Here is a 15,173-nt window from a genome sequence, read left to right on the forward strand (position 1 = left end):
ACGTGTCAAAAATAGGGCATTTCCGGCAAGAGTGCCAATTGGTTTTGCATTGGGAAATAGGGCGGCGGTTGAAAATATAATGGACAACAGAACGCCGAAGCTTCCCGATCATATTCAAGTCATTGCTGAAACACCCCATTTGGATTTTGCAAATGTCGAGGTGGTCGTGACGCTGCCGACATTTCGCCGCCCCGAACATCTCCTGCGCACGCTGGAAAGCGTGAAGGGGCAGGTGACCGGACGGCAATTCGCGATCATCGTGGTGGAAAACGAGGCGGAGGAACGCGCGGGCGCGGCGGTCGCGGCACCGCTTTTTGCGGCGGGCACTTATCGCGGTCTGGTGATCGTGGAAATGCAGCGCGGCAATTGCAACGCCTATAATGCGGCCTGGCTGACAGCGCTTGGCTATTTCCCCGCCATGAAGCATGTGCTGGTGATCGATGACGACGAACTGGCCGACCCGTCATGGCTGGAAAATATGATCGCTGCGGCGGAACGCTATTGCGTCGATCTGGTCGGTGGCCCGCAGGTGCCGGTTTTCGACCGCCCGGGCTCGGAGGCGTGGGCGCGGCATCCGGTTTTCCTGCCGACCTATCAGCAGAGCGGACCGGTGCCGACGCTCTATTCATCCGGCAATCTGGCTGTGGCGCGGCCTGTGCTGGAAGCGGCGGGTTTTCCGTTTCTCGATCCGATGTTCAACTTCACCGGCGGCGGCGATTCGGATTTCATCAGCCGTTCCGTCGCCAAGGGTTTCAAGACAGGCTGGTGCGCGGAAGCCCCGGTGCGTGAAACCGTCCCGGCGCGGCGGCTGGAAGCCGACTGGATTCGGGCGCGCGGTTTGCGCAATGGCATGATTTCCACCATGATGGAGCGGCGCAAGCGCAAGGACGAACCGTTCAGCGCGGCGCGGGTCTTTCTCAAGAGCGCGTTTCTGCTGGGCTTTTCGCCGTTCAAGGCGGTCTACAAGGCGGTTCAGGCGCGTTGGGTTTCCGTCGGCGCCTATTATATCCATGTCGGATTGGGCCGGGTCATGGCGCATTTTGGATATGAGCATGAGCAGTATCGCAACCCGGACAAAAACTGACAGCGGCGCACCCAGTGCTGTCGCAGCCGGGGTTGCGGGGGCGCACCGTGCGCAAATGCGGAAGGTGGCGCTCGCTGCCGCCATGATCATCATGTGCATTTTGATGATTTCGTTTCGCCCATTCATGCCCGAGCCGGAAACCGATGGCGGTGGCGGCGGCGATATCATCAACCAGCTCGGTTTCAGCCTTCTGGGTGTCATGGCCATGCTGGCGCTTGCCACGCTGGCCGACCCGCGAAAGGTGGCGCGGATTGTCGGCTTCGGCTGGTCGCTGATGTTTCTCCTGCTATTCGCGTCGCTCATGCAGAGCATCTATCCGGCTGTAGTCATGCGCGGCGCTATTTTCACGATGATCGGCGTTTGCTGTGTCGTCGCGGTTCTCGCGTTGCCGCAGGACGGCGATGGCTATGCACGACTTTTGATGACGGTAGCATCTGTCGTGCTGGTTATTTCCTATGCTGGGGTGGTGCTGTTGCCTGCGGGGGCAACCCATGGTGCAGACCCGATCGAACCGCAGAACTCCTATCTCTGGCGCGGTGTCTTCAGCCACAAGAATGTGGCCGGTCCCGTCATGGCGGCTTTCGCCTTTTCAGGGCTTTATCTCTGGCGGCGGGGCTGGCGCGTCAGCGGCGTGCTGATTGGCCTGTCGGCCTTGTTCTTCGTCGCGCAGACCGGCTCGAAAACCACCATGGCGCTGGTGCCGATGGCCATGTTGCTGGTAATGGTGCCGGGTGCATTCGGCCTGCGATTTCTGACCGTTGCGGCGATTTTTTCCATTCAGTTCCTGTTCGCGTTCCTTACTTTCGGGACGGTGCTGTTCGATCCGGTCCGCCAATTTGTCGAGAGCCTCGGCATTGACGCGACTTTCACCGGGCGCGTGTCGATCTGGCAATTTGCAATCGAAAATCTGCCGGGCCGATTGTGGACCGGCTATGGCTATGAAAGCTTCTGGAAATCGCCCATCGCGCTGGAGGCGGCCAATCCTTATTATCTCGGCTGGGATGTGCGCAACATGGTCCATGCCCATAATGGCTATCTCGATCTGGTCATCGCCATGGGCATTCCGGGGTTGATCTGCGGCGTGGCGGTGATCATCGTGATGCCGCTGGTCAATTATATGCGGTGCAGGCCGCAGCGCGAAAACCTGCTTCTGGCCGATTACTTCCTGATGATCGTGTTCTTCTGCACGTTGAACGCGATGATGGAAAGCTTCTTCTTCCGACGCGTGGACCCGGTCTGGCTCACCACTTTGTTGGGGATTTTCGGGCTGCGACTGACATCCAGAATCAGCATACCGAAAAGGCTGGCCGCTTCTACCGGAGATCATTCATGAATATTGCAATTGTCGGCACGGGTTTCGTCGCCGATTACTACATGACCACCCTACGCAATTATCCCGAACTGGTGCTGCGCGGCGTCTATGATCGGTCGCCGGAGCGGCTCAAGGCATTTGCGGCGCATTATGGCGTGCAGGTCTATGACAGTTTCGATGCCGTGCTGGCAGACCCGGACGTGCAGATCGTGGTCAATCTGACGACGCCGGAAAGCCATTATGAGATTTCGCGGGCGGCACTCGCCGCAGGCAAGCATGTCTATTCCGAAAAGCCGCTCGCCATGAGTTTCGATGAGGCGCGCGCGCTGGTCGATTTTGCCGCGAGCCGCGGCCTGACGCTGGCCGCTGCACCCGCCAATGGTCTCAGCGATGCGCAGCGGCTGGTTTCCTCGACTATCGGCACTATCGGCACGCCGCGTCTCGTCTATGCGCAGATGGAAGACGGCCCGGTTTTTCGCGACAGATGGTCCACATGGCGCTCGGCCTCCGGCGCGGCCTGGCCCGGCCTGCACGAATTTGAAATCGGCTGCACGCTCGAACATGCAGGCTATGCGCTGTCATGGCTGGTTTCGCTGTTCGGCCCGGTGGAAAGCGTCACGGCGTTTTCTGCGATCACCTTTCCCGACAAGGGGCCGGGCACGGAACATCTCCACATGGCTCCCGATTTTTCGGTCGGTTGCCTGCGTTTCAAGTCGGGCCTTGTGGCGCGGCTGACATCGGGTCTCGCCATGCCGCGCGACCGCAGCCTGACGGTGGTGGGTGACAAGGGCTCGATCAGCGTGGACGATCTGTGGGACAACCGCTCTGCCGTGCGGCTTGAAAAGGCGGATGAAAAGACGCGGTTCTGGGCGCGGCTTTTCATCATCCTTGAAGTGCGGATCGGCAAGTTCCTGTCGTGGAAGCCGGTTGCCGGAAAGAAGCTATCCTATCCAAAGGACGGTAAATCCGCTTTGCCTGCTTACCCGTCGCAGATCGATTTTGCACGCGGTATCGCCGATCAGGCGCGCGCCATCGAAACGGGCGCGACGGCGTTCTTTTCCGGTGATGTGGCGCTGCACATTACCGAAATCGCGCTGGCGCTCAACAATGCTGGCGACAGCGCGGTGCCGTATCAGATGAAGAGCAGTTTCTAATCGCTCGATACGATCCGATGCAGGATGTCCGCCACGGCTGTGCTGTCCGTCAGAGGCATGACCGGACTTGAAATCGCGCCATTGCGCACGGCATCGCGCACGGCCAGCGCCTGAAACTGAAGCCCGTTGCCGGAAAAGGTGTGGTTTTCGATTTTGCGACCCGGCAGGGGCAGGCGGTTGATGATCTTGCCAAACAGGCCGGAGCCTTTGCCTGGTCCAAAGGGTGATTTCGATGCACCAGCGGAATAGACAGTCAGGCGCTGGGCCTTCAGGAAAGGTCCGTGCAACAACAGCGCGCCCTTGGTTCCCGTGATCAGCATACGATTGTCGCCATCCCGGTCGAAGCCGCAGGAGAGCCGGGCTTCCGCGCCGGGCCAGAACAGTTCGATCTCCGTGCGCAGATCGACGCCGTTATCGGCGCGTTTGCAGCGGCCCTGCGAGCGCTCCGGCGGTCCTATGAAGAACAGCGCCAGCGAGACCGGATAGACGCCGAGGTCGAAGGCTGCCCCGCCGCCCAGTTCCGGATCGAAGAAGCGGCTCTGCCGGTCATAGGCGCGCAGATAGGAGAGGTCCGCGTCGATGCGCGTGACCTTGCCGATGGTGCCCGTCTCGATGTGGCGTTTCGCTGCCTGTATGGCGGGAAGAAACCTTGACCACATCGCCTCCATCACGAAAGTCCCGCTGATTTCGCTGGCTGCCGAAAGACGCCCCGCGCCAGCGGCATCAAGCGCCAGCGGTTTCTCGGTCAGGCAGGGCTTGCCTGCGGCAATGACCTGCAAGGTCTGCGCGACATGCATGGCGCTGGGCGTTGCGATATAGACCGCATCGATATCCGGGTCTGCAAGGAATGTGCCGACCGTGTTGAAGGTCTTGGCGGCGCCGATACGGTTGCCGAAAGCTTCCGCCGCTTCCAGCGTACGCGAACAGACGGCGGAAACGCGCATGCCTTCAACGGCAGCGATATCGGCTGCGAAGGCGCTGGCAATGGCGCCAGTTCCCCATATCCCCCAGCGAAACTCGCTATGCGCGTTTTTCTGTTGCAATCTGCGCCTCGTCCTGCCTGCATTCACATAAATGTCTTATAACCTATGATAGCAGGCCGGGAGTGTTTTTTCCTTTGCGAGAAACCTGCTCTGCAACAGTAATTTGGTCGCTACACAAATGGCCAGAGCAACAGATGGGATGAGGATCATGCGTGGTGGATTTGTCGTGGCCGTTGCACGCGATGGGGAACATCGTTTTTCCAAGCAGCCCGTACCGGAAATCAATATCCTGACCGGGCTTGGTGTCGAGGGCGATGCGCATCAGGGCACAACGGTGAAACACCGTTCACGCGTGAAGGTGGATCCGACCCAGCCCAATCTGCGACAGGTGCATCTCATTCAGGCCGAACTTTTCGACGAACTGTCGGAAAAAGGTTTTCAGATCGCGCCTGCTGATCTTGGCGAGAACGTCACCACGCGGGGTGTCGATTTGCTGGGTTTGCCGAGAGACGCTTTGCTTAAAATCGGCAAGGATGTGGTGTTGCAGGTGACAGGCTTGCGCAATCCATGCCCGCAGATTGAAAACTTCCAGAAAGGCCTTCTCTCGGCAGTGCTCGACAAGATGCCGGATGGCGAAGTGATCCGCAAAACTGGTGTCATGACCATCGTTCTCGCTGGTGGGCATGTGCGCGCTGACGATCCGATTGAAGTCGAGTTGCCGCCGCTGCCTCACGTAAAGCTTGAGCGCGTTTAACACTACAGCTGCATTCTTCGCCATGCCGGTCTGCAACGAGCAATTTCCTGTGCGCCGGTGCTCACGTACCCAAAAGTACGCTCCGCTCCGGTACTCGAAAATCACTCCTTTCGCCACGGCCTGACGAATTTGCAACTATAGTGTTAGACGAAGCCTGCGGCAATCGCGGCATCGGAGAGCCTCGACATTGCTTTTCATATAGCGTAGTGGGACCACTCCGGCATGCGGCGTGCCGCCCATGGCGATGCAGATTTTTTGAGTCCCGCATGATACCGTCTCTGATCAGGAAACAGCCCCTCAACGGCCTCACACTCGAACTCTCGCAGCACTTGGCCCGGGCGGGCTTTCAAGGTGACGTGGAAGTCGGCGACAGCTCGCGTACCGTCTATTCCACCGATAATTCGATCTATCAGGTAGAGCCGACCGGCATCGTGTTTCCCAAGGGCACGGACGATCTGAAAATCCTTACATCGGTTCTGGAACAACCGGCATTTCGCGACGTGGTGATTTCGCCACGCGGCGGCGGCACCGGCACCAATGGCCAGTCGCTCACCTCCGGTATTGTGGTCGATTGCTCGCGCCACATGAACCGCATTCTGGACATCGACACGGAACGGCGCGTGGCCCGCGTCCAGTCGGGCGTGGTGAAAGACCAGCTCAACAAGGCGCTGAAACCGCATGGCCTGTTCTTCGCGCCGGAGCTTTCCACCTCCAACCGTGCCACCATCGGCGGCATGGTCAGCACGGATGCCTGCGGGCAGGGGTCGTGTCTTTATGGCAAGACCAGCAATCACATTCTGGGGCTCAATGTCGTCCTGACCAATGGCGAGGAACTGTGGTCACGCCCGCTCGACGGCCCGGCGCTGGCGCAAGCGCAGCAGAAGCCCGGTCGTATCGGTGAAATTTATCGCGCTGTTGCGCGCATCGCGACCGAAAAACGGGCGCTGATCGACGAGATTTTCCCGAACCTCAACCGTTATATGACGGGTTATGATCTGAAGCATCTGTGGCGCGAGGATGGGCGTTTCGATCTCAACGCCATTCTGTGCGGATCGGAAGGCACGCTGGCGATGATCGCGGAGGTCGAGGTCAATCTTCTGCCGATCCCGGCCCATGCACTCTTGGTCAATATCCGCTATGACAGTTTCAACACCGCGCTGGAACATGCCCGCGCGCTAGTGGCGCTGAAGGTCGCTTCCGTCGAAACCATCGACGAAAAGGTGCTGGGTCTTGCCAAGAAGGACATTGTCTGGCCGGGCATTGCGCGCTTTTTCCCGGATGATGGCGGCAGCCCAACCAATGGCATCAACATTGTGGAACTGGTGGCCGACAGCGCGGTAGAGCTGGAGAGCAAGTTCCGCGAAGTGATTGCTGCGCTTGATGCCGATCAGTCCGATGGCGGCAAGCCTTACACCATTGCGCGTGATCCAAAGGATATCGAGGCGATCTGGACCATGCGCAAGCGCTCGGTCGGTCTGCTCGGCAATGTCGATGGGCCGGTGCGTCCGGTGCCGTTTGTTGAGGATACGGCAGTGCCGCCGGAGAATCTTGCCGCCTATATTCGCGAGTTTCGGGCGCTGCTCGACGGCGAGGGTTTAAGCTATGGCATGTTCGGCCATGTCGATGCGGGCGTGTTGCATGTGCGCCCGGCGCTCGATCTGACGCGGACTGATCACGAGCCACTGGTGCGCAAGATCAGCGATGGCGTGGTTGCGCTGACGCGCAAATATGGCGGTGTGCTGTGGGGCGAACACGGCAAGGGCGTGCGGTCGGAATATGTGCCGGAATTTTTCGGCGCGCTTTATCCAAGCCTGCAGGAAATCAAGGGCCTGTTCGACCCGCGCAATCGGCTCAATCCCGGCAAGATCGCAGCGCCCGCCTCGCAGGCACTGCTGAAGATCGACGAGGTGCCGCTGCGCGGCCAGTTCGACCGGATCATCGGTCTGGAAATCCGTGAAGCTTTCGACAACGCCGCCTATTGCAACGGCAATGGCGCCTGTTTCGATTTCGACGATGCGAGCCTGATGTGCCCGTCCTACAAGGCGACGCGCGACCGTCGCTATTCGCCGAAGGGCCGTGCCTCGCTGATGCGCGAATGGCTGCGCCTGATGGCCGAGAGCGGGAAAGACCCGCGCAAGGAAGCAGGAAAAGCCCGCAGTGCCAGTGCAATCCGCACGCTGCCCGCAAGGCTGTGGAACTCGATCAACCCCGCCAATCGCAACGATTTCTCGCATGAAGTGCGCGAGGCGATGGATAGCTGCCTCGCCTGCAAGGCCTGTGCCGGGCAATGTCCGGTCAAGGTCAGCGTTCCGGCGTTCCGGGCTAAATTTCTCGAAATCTACTATGGACGCTATGCCCGCCCGATCAAGGATATGATGGTGGCGAGCATCGAGAACACGTTGCCTTTGTTTGCGCGGCTGAAGCCCGCCTATAATGCATGGGTGGGGTCATCTCTGGGGCAGGCGCTGATGCGTCGGGCCGGGCTGACGGCGCTGCCGGAAATGCCTGCTTTGTCACTGGCGCGTGAAGCGCGACGCATGGGCGTGGCGGTGGCAACACCGGAGCGGATGCGCAAACTAACGGAGGCGCAGCGGCAACAGGCGGTGGTGTTCGTGCTGGATGCCTTCACGGCCCATTTCGACCCGGCTGTCGGGCTGGCCGCGCTGCAATTGGCGCGCAAGATGGGCTTCACGCCCTATCTCGCCGCACCCAACCAGAACGGCAAGGCCCTGCACGTTCACGGCTATCTCGGCGCTTTCGAGAAAACCGCGTCGAAATCCATCCGCTATCTCAACGAACTGGCCGAGATGGGCATTGCGCTGGTCGGTCTCGACCCTTCCATGACGCTGACCTATCGCAGCGAATATAAGGGGGTCGAGGCGGCGCGGATCAAGGCGCAGGTCAATCTGATGCAGGAATGGCTGCACGCCCATCGCGACCGTCTGCGTAGCGCTGACACCATGGCGGGTGAAAAGCGGCTGCGTCTCCTCGGGCATTGCACCGAGCGCAGCAATGTTCCATCCTCGATGAAGCAGTGGAAATCCGTGTTCCAGCAGATCGGCGTGGAGCTGGATGTGCCGGAAACAGGCTGTTGCGGCATGGCGGGCACGTTCGGCCATGAGGTCCGCAATCGCCCGATTTCGGAAAAGCTGTACGCTGCAAGCTGGAACGGCATCCTCGCATCGTCCGGCGAGGGGGATATCGTCATGGCGACCGGCTATTCCTGCCGCTCGCAGGTGAAGGCGATTGACAGCCGCGCCATCCGGCATCCTGTCCAGATACTCAATGAGATGGTCATGCCCGTCGGCGCGTCGTTTTAAGTTTCCTTGATTGCAATCAAGGAAAACCTGATACAGCGGGACTAGATTTCCGATTGCGGGCTGCTTTGCCCGCATGTTTGGGCGCTTTCGGCCTGTCTGCTCGGGCAGCGGCGGTGCTTGTGATGGAGATCGACATGAAAATGCGTATGACCGCGTTGGGACTTGCCGCCGGTGTCTTGGGCCTTCTTTCTGCGCCTGCTTTTGCTGAAAATATTGAAGTTCACATGCTGAACAAGGGCGCTGAAGGCGTCATGGTGTTCGAACCGGCCTTTATCAAGGCAAAGCCGGGCGACACGGTAACCTTTATTTCGGTGGACAAGGGGCACTATGTCGAGTCGGTCAAGGACATGCTTCCGGCAGGCGTGGCCCCGTTCAAAAGCAAGATGAACGAGACCTATGTGCTGACCGTCACGGAGCCCGGTGCCTATCTCGTCAAATGCACGCCGCATTTTGCGATGGGCATGGTTGCCCTGATCGCTGTTGGCGACAATCCAGCCAATCTCGATCAGATCGTCGCCGCCAAAAAACCGAAGATCGTTCAGATGCGACTGGAGAAAGTCATTGCCAGCGCGCAGTGACGGGTAAGGGCCTTCGTAAAACCGCACTCAATCCGACCAAAAACTGCGCGATGCATGCCGCAGTTTTCGACAACTTGACATTTAATCAATCGATTGATTAAATCATCTTATGAAGCCGCCCCGTCGCACTAGTCCGGCCAGCTCCACTGGCCAAGGCGAAACATCGCTTCCCAGCGATCAGACGCGCATGGCGTTGATCCATGCGGCATTGCAGCTGTTCGGGTCGAAAGGCTTCGACGCCACCTCGACGCGCGAAATTGCGGGCTTTGCCAAGGCGAATATCGGGTCCATCGCCTATCATTTCGGCGGCAAGGAAGGTCTGCGGCTTGCCGCCGCCGACTATATCGTCGAGACGATACAGGGCGTCGCCGGTCAGGCGCTCGGTCATTACGGGGCAATCGGCGAGCCCGCGGTGACGAAGGAGGCCGCGCGTCAGCAGCTGGGCGTCGCGCTGGAACGGATGGTGCAGTTCATCGTGGCGCAACCGGCGTCCGGCGAAATCGTTCAGTTTCTGTTGCGGGAGCTGGCGCATCCGACCGCAGCGCTCGACCGCATCTATTCCGGCGTTTTCGAGCCGACCCACAAACGGCTTTGCGCCGTCTGGGAGGCGGCGACCGGCGAAGCGGCGGAAAGCGAGCAGACGCGCCTCACTATTTTTACGCTGTTAGGGCAGGTCGTCTATTTCCGGATCGGGCAAGAGGCGGTGAAGCGGCGCATGGGCTGGGCGGCTTTCGGCCCCGATGAGGCCAGGGCGGTTGCAGCCGTTGCGCGGCAAAATCTGTTCGCCATTCTTGCCGCCCGCGATGCGCAGCACATTAAGGACGAAGTGTAATGAGCCTTCTCTGTATCGTTCCTTTCGCGTCCTATCTGTTTGCGGCATGCAGCAGCCAGCCGCTGGCCGTCGGCTATGTCGAAGGCGAGTTCGTGCAGCTCGCACCGCTCGAAGTTGCGCAGGTGCAATCCGTCATGGTGAAGCGCGGTGACCGCGTGGAACCGGACAAGCCGATTGCGCTTACCGAAGATACGGATGCGAAGATTGCGGTTGCGCAGGCCGCAGCCGCACGGGCGCAGGCCGAGGCGAAGCTTGCGGATTTGCAGGTGGGCAAACGCCCGGATGAAATTGCGGTTCTGGAAGCGTCGGTGCGCACCGCCAATGCGCAGGCCGATGATGCGCGGCGCACATTGTTGCGTACGCAGGACCTCACCAAGCGCGGGGTGATGACGCAGGCCCAGCTGGACGATGCCAAAACCAGTGTGGAGGTCGCCGAAGCGGCCATCAATCAGAGCATGGCCAATCTGGCCGTAGGGCGCTTGCCCGCCCGCCCGGAAGAAATCAAGGCGGCTGAAAACGCGGTCAAGAGCGCTGCCGCGCAACTCGATTCCGCGCGCTGGCACCTGACCAAGCGCACCATCGTCGCGCCCGCTGCCGGGCGGATCACCGATGTCATCCGCAATCCGGGCGATATTGCCGGGCCAACCGCGCCGGTGCTGACCATGTTGCCGGACGGCGCTGTGAAGCTGAAAGTCTATATCCCGGAAGCAAAATTCTCCTCCGTTCGGGTGGGCGACTTGCTGTCGGTCCGTTGCGATGGCTGCGCGGCAGACCTCAAGGCGAAGGTGAGCTATGTGTCGCCGGACCCTGAATTTACGCCGCCGGTGATCTATTCGCTCGAAACGCGCCAGAAACTTGTCTATCTCGTCGAGGCGCATCCGGTCGATCAGGCTTCGCCGCTCCAGCCGGGCCAGATCGTCGATGTCGATCTGGCGAACCGGTAAACGGAGGCGATCATGCCGAACGCCATCGATGTCAAAGGCCTGGTGAAGCGGTTCGGCGATGCAACCGTCGTCGATCATGTGAGCATGTCGGTGGCGGAGGGCGAGATTGTCGGCTTTCTGGGGCCGAACGGTTCCGGCAAGACCACGACCATCCGCATGATGTGCGGCCTGCTGACCCCCGACGAAGGTGAGGGGCAGGTGCTCGGTTTTGACCTGCGCACGGAAGGGCTGAAGATCAAGCGCGAGGTCGGTTACATGACGCAGCGCTTTTCCTTCTATGAAGACCTGACCATCGCCGAAAATCTGGAATTCGTGGCGCGGCTTTATCGGCTGAAGCCGGTGCGGGAGCACGTCGCGCGCACGCTGGAAGAACTTGGCCTGACATCGCGTGGCAGCCAGCTGGCCGGAACGCTTTCCGGCGGCTGGAAACAGCGGCTGGCGCTTGCCGCCTGTATCATGCACAAGCCGAAGCTCTTGCTGCTGGACGAGCCGACCGCCGGTGTCGATCCCAAGGCGCGGCGCGATTTCTGGGACGAGATCCACCGCCTTGCCGATGGCGGCCTGACGGTGCTGGTTTCGACCCACTATATGGATGAGGCCGAACGCTGCCACCGCATCAGCTATATTTCCTATGGCAAGCTTCTGGCGACGGGAACGGTCAAGGATGTGATCGCCGAGGCGGGGCTGACGACTTTCATCGTCAGCGGCCAACGGCTCAGCGATGTCGCGCGCGAACTGGAGAACGAGCCGGGTGTCGAGCAGGTGGCGCCATTCGGCGCGACGCTGCATGTTGTAGGCTCCGACCGGGCCAAACTTGAAACGGCGCTCGACAAGATCAGACACCGGAAGGACATCGCGGTCGAGGCGGGCGAAACCAGCCTTGAGGATGTTTTCATCCAGTTCATGGCCAATGCGCAGGACAATATGTCGAAAGCGGGAAGCGACGGGAGTAGCAAGGCCGGGAGCAGCAAAGGATGACCGGCAGCTGGTTTTCATTCGAGCGTCTTGGCGCGATGTTGATGAAGGAATTCATCCAGATGCGGCGCGACCGCATCACCTTCGCCATGATGCTGGTGGTGCCGCTGATGCAGCTTCTGCTGTTCGGCTTTGCCATCAACAACGACCCGAAAAGCTTGCCAAGCGCGGTCGTCGTGACAAGTCAGGATCATTACACCCGGGCGATGATTTCGGCGCTGGAAACGACCGGTTATTACCGCTTTGATCATGTGGTTCAAAACGCTGCCGAAGCCGAAGCGCTGCTCGCCAACGGCACAGTCTCTTTCGTGGTCACCATTCCTTCCGACTTCGCGCGGCGGGTGGATGCTGGCGATGCGCCGCAAATCCTGATCGAAGCCGATGCTACCGATCCATCGGTGGCAAGCGGGGCGATTTCGACGCTCGGCACCGTGGCCAGTCAGGCGCTGCTGCGCGAGCAGGGCAAACAGGCCGAAGCGACGGATGCCGCCAGCAGTCAGCTGCAGGTGATCGTGCATCGCCGTTACAACCCGGAAGGCGTGTCGCAATATAATATCGTGCCCGGTCTGCTCGGGGTCATCCTGCAAATGACGATGGTGATGATGACGGCCATGGCGCTGACCCGTGAAACCGAGCGCGGCACCATGGAAAACCTGCTTGCCATGCCCGCCACGCCTGCCGAGATCATGCTGGGCAAGGTGCTGCCGTTTCTGGCTGTCGGCGCGGTGCAGGTGGTGGTCGTGCTGGTTGCGGCAAAGCTTCTGTTCGGCGTGCCGTTCGTCGGATCGCTGGCGCTGCTTCTGGCTTGCGTGCTGATCTTCGTTTTGTCGCTGGTATTGCTCGGCTATACGATTTCGACCGCTTCGCGCACGCAAATGCAGGCCATGCAGCTGACCTTCTTCTTTTTCTTGCCATCGCTGATGCTGTCGGGCTTCATGTTCCCGTTCCGAGGTATGCCGGATTGGGCGCAGACTCTGGGCGAGATTTTCCCGCTCACGCATTTCCTGCGCATCGTGCGCGCCGTCATGCTGAAAGGCGCAACCCTTGCCGATATTGCCGGCGAGGTGAATGCGCTGATCCTGTTCGTTATTCTCTTTGCCACGATGGCGCTGTTGCGCTTCCGGCGCACGCTCGATTAACGAGACGCGCGCCGGAGCCAGGTTTTATCAGCAAGCCGAAGCCGCTAGCTCCACTTTCGGGCGGCGTGACAACGTGAAGAGCAGGCCAGCCCCGGCCAGAAGGCCACCGGCCACCGGGATAGCGGCATAACCGTAGCCAGCGCTCAGCACCGCGCCACCCAGAGCAGCGCCCACTGCATTGCCAAGGTTGAATGCGCCGATATTGATCGACGAAGCGAGCCCCGGTGCTTCGGCTGCGGCCTGCATAACGCGCATCTGAACCGGCGGCACGATGGCGAATGCCGCAGCACCCCAGGCCAGCAGACTGATGAGCGCGCCGACATGGCTGTTGAGCGCGAACGGCAGCACGAAGCTGACGGCTGCGAGCATGGCGAGGAAGATCCGCGTTGCGCCATTGAGCGACCAGTCGGCCAGACGGCCACCCAGCGCATTGCCGATGGTAAAGCCCACGCCGATGATGACGAGCGCCAGCGTCACGAAACCGTCCGAAGCGCCGGTGCGATCAGCCAGAACGGCGGCAACATAGGTGTAGAGCGTGAACATCGCGCCTGCGCCCATCACGGTTGTCGCCAGCGACTTCAACACGGTTGGCCGCATCAGAACGCCCAGTTCCTGACGGATATTGGGCATCTTGCCCGCTTCACCGCGCGGCAGCGAAAGCCAGAGCGCGACAATGGCGACGAGGCCGAGAACCGCAGTTCCCGCAAACGACATGCGCCAGCCGATCTGCTGTCCGATCCAGGTGGCTGCCGGGACGCCGCCGATATTGGCAATGGTGAGACCCATGAACATGGTCGCAACGGCGCTGGCCCGCTTTTCCGGCGGCACGACGCTGGCCGCAACAACTGCGCCGAGACCGAAGAACGCGCCGTGGTTAAGACTTGTCACCAGACGTGCGGCGAGAAGCGTCCAGTAATCGGGCGCCATTGCCGAGAGAATGTTGCCGATGGTGAAGATCGCCATCAGCAGCATCAGCGCGGTGCGCTTGCCGAAGCGACCAAAGGCCAAAGTCATGATCGGCGCGCCGATCATCACGCCAATGGCATAGGCGCTGACCAGAAGACCAGCGGTCGGGATCGATACGTTCACACCATCGGCGATGACAGGCAGCAGGCCCATCGGCGCGAATTCGGTGGTACCGATGCCGAAGGCACCGATTGCAAGCGCAAGCAGCGGCCAGTTGAAACCGGCCGCGCTGGTTGCGCTTGTCTGAGCGGTTGAAGCACTCATAGCGAAATCTCCGTATTACTTGTCCCAGACAGGCGCCAGCTCGGGAGGGCTGACCAGACGTCCATCGGGACGGGCGAGCTTTGCAATCGCTGCCATGTCTTCAGAATTGAGTTCAAAGTCGAAGAGGTCGAAGTTTTCCGCGACACGTTCCGGTTTGGCGGTCTTCGAAAGCGTGATGAAACCGCGTTCGATGAGCCAGCGCAGCGCAACCTGTGCGGCGGTCTTGCCGTATTTCGCGCCAATGGCTTGTAAAGCCGGATCATGCGGAACCGCGCCATCGGCCATGCCGAAATAGGCGGTGATGGCAACGCCTGCTTCCTTGGCGGCTGTGGCAATCGCGTTCTGGTCGAGATAAGGATGAACCTCGATCTGGTTGGTCACGATCGGCGCTTTGGCGCGTTCAATCGCTTCTTTCATCTGCGCGATATTCTGGTTGCTGACGCCGATAAAGCGCGTCTTGCCGGAAGCCTGAACCGCACTCAGCAGGTCAACCTGTTCGGCAATCGATACTTTATGGGCTGGCCAGTGCAGAAGCAGCAGATCGACCTGATCGACTTGCAGCTTGTCCAGGCTTTCGGTTACGGAAGAGGCGAATTTCTCTTCGCTATAATTATCGACCCAGACCTTGGTGGTCAGGAACAGATCGTCACGACGCGCGCCTGCCTTTTGCAAGGCTTGGCCAAGAGAGGCTTCGTTCTGATAAATCTGGGCGGTGTCGAAATGGCGGAAACCTGCTTCCAGTGCGGCTGGAATGATGGCTTCCACTTCGGCATCCGACATGCGGAAAACGCCGAAACCAAGCGCGGGAATGCCCGCGCCATGTGCGTTGACGAACTTCATGGTAACTCCTGTTGACTGGCTGGACGCG

Annotated in this window: 13 protein-coding genes; 10 read left to right on the forward strand and 3 right to left on the reverse strand. The window is 60.2% G+C overall.

Going from position 1 to position 15,173, the window contains the following annotated elements; all coding sequences use genetic code 11:
• Positions 1–79 precede the first annotated feature (79 nt).
• Genes D8666_RS20690 through D8666_RS20700 form a run of 3 tightly spaced genes read left to right on the forward strand, consistent with a single transcriptional unit; the run spans position 80 to position 3,550 of the window.
• Positions 80–1,084 carry a glycosyltransferase family 2 protein gene (locus D8666_RS20690; protein WP_109367743.1) on the forward strand — a complete coding sequence of 335 codons (1,005 nt, stop codon included), beginning with the start codon at positions 80–82 and terminating at the stop codon, positions 1,082–1,084.
• The gene (locus D8666_RS20695) at positions 1,053–2,417 is read left to right on the forward strand and encodes an O-antigen ligase family protein (RefSeq protein ID WP_109367742.1); all 1,365 of its coding nucleotides are present in this window, start codon (positions 1,053–1,055) and stop codon (positions 2,415–2,417) included. The genes D8666_RS20690 and D8666_RS20695 overlap by 32 nt, the downstream gene beginning before the upstream one ends.
• Entirely contained in the window at positions 2,414–3,550 is a 1,137-nt protein-coding gene (locus tag D8666_RS20700; protein ID WP_121539238.1) for a Gfo/Idh/MocA family protein, read from the forward strand. The genes D8666_RS20695 and D8666_RS20700 overlap by 4 nt, the downstream gene beginning before the upstream one ends.
• Here D8666_RS20700 and D8666_RS20705 read toward each other — a convergent pair.
• Positions 3,547–4,593 carry a Gfo/Idh/MocA family protein gene (locus D8666_RS20705; protein WP_121539239.1) on the reverse strand — a complete coding sequence of 349 codons (1,047 nt, stop codon included), beginning with the start codon at positions 4,591–4,593 and terminating at the stop codon, positions 3,547–3,549. The genes D8666_RS20700 and D8666_RS20705 overlap by 4 nt on opposite strands.
• 148 nt (positions 4,594–4,741) lie before the next feature.
• On the opposite strand from D8666_RS20705, the gene D8666_RS20710 reads away from it, so the two are divergent.
• The 7 genes from D8666_RS20710 to D8666_RS20740 all read left to right on the forward strand — a co-directional run bounded on the left by D8666_RS20710 (position 4,742) and on the right by D8666_RS20740 (position 13,075).
• Positions 4,742–5,287, forward strand: a complete 546-nt coding sequence (locus D8666_RS20710; protein WP_109367739.1) for an MOSC domain-containing protein — start codon at positions 4,742–4,744, stop codon at positions 5,285–5,287.
• Positions 5,288–5,553: 266 nt separating this feature from the next.
• The gene (gene ydiJ / locus D8666_RS20715; RefSeq protein WP_121539240.1) at positions 5,554–8,607 is read left to right on the forward strand and encodes a D-2-hydroxyglutarate dehydrogenase YdiJ; all 3,054 of its coding nucleotides are present in this window, start codon (positions 5,554–5,556) and stop codon (positions 8,605–8,607) included.
• Positions 8,608–8,747: 140 nt separating this feature from the next.
• Positions 8,748–9,185: a pseudoazurin gene (locus D8666_RS20720; RefSeq protein WP_121539252.1), complete on the forward strand. Its 438-nt coding sequence runs from the start codon at positions 8,748–8,750 to the stop codon at positions 9,183–9,185.
• A 109-nt stretch (positions 9,186–9,294) separates the two neighbouring features.
• Positions 9,295–10,017 (forward strand): DUF1956 domain-containing protein, encoded by a 723-nt coding sequence (locus tag D8666_RS20725; protein ID WP_121539241.1) that lies wholly within the window; start codon positions 9,295–9,297, stop codon positions 10,015–10,017.
• Positions 10,017–10,961 carry an HlyD family secretion protein gene (locus tag D8666_RS20730; RefSeq protein WP_121539242.1) on the forward strand — a complete coding sequence of 315 codons (945 nt, stop codon included), beginning with the start codon at positions 10,017–10,019 and terminating at the stop codon, positions 10,959–10,961. The genes D8666_RS20725 and D8666_RS20730 overlap by 1 nt, the downstream gene beginning before the upstream one ends.
• A gap of 12 nt (positions 10,962–10,973) precedes the next feature.
• Entirely contained in the window at positions 10,974–11,939 is a 966-nt protein-coding gene (locus tag D8666_RS20735; RefSeq protein WP_121539243.1) for an ABC transporter ATP-binding protein, read from the forward strand.
• Positions 11,936–13,075, forward strand: coding sequence for an ABC transporter permease (locus tag D8666_RS20740; RefSeq protein WP_121539244.1), 1,140 nt, complete (start codon positions 11,936–11,938; stop codon positions 13,073–13,075). Before D8666_RS20735 ends, D8666_RS20740 begins: the two co-directional genes overlap by 4 nt.
• A gap of 27 nt (positions 13,076–13,102) precedes the next feature.
• On the opposite strand, the gene D8666_RS20745 is transcribed toward D8666_RS20740, so the two are convergent.
• Positions 13,103–14,305: an MFS transporter gene (locus D8666_RS20745; RefSeq protein WP_121539245.1), complete on the reverse strand. Its 1,203-nt coding sequence runs from the start codon at positions 14,303–14,305 to the stop codon at positions 13,103–13,105.
• Positions 14,306–14,320: 15 nt separating this feature from the next.
• The gene (locus tag D8666_RS20750) at positions 14,321–15,145 is read right to left on the reverse strand and encodes an aldo/keto reductase (RefSeq protein WP_121539246.1); all 825 of its coding nucleotides are present in this window, start codon (positions 15,143–15,145) and stop codon (positions 14,321–14,323) included.
• Positions 15,146–15,173: the final 28 nt, after the last annotated feature.

Source organism: Ochrobactrum soli, assembly GCF_003664555.1.
GTDB classification, from domain to species: Bacteria; Pseudomonadota; Alphaproteobacteria; order Rhizobiales; family Rhizobiaceae; genus Brucella; species Brucella teleogrylli.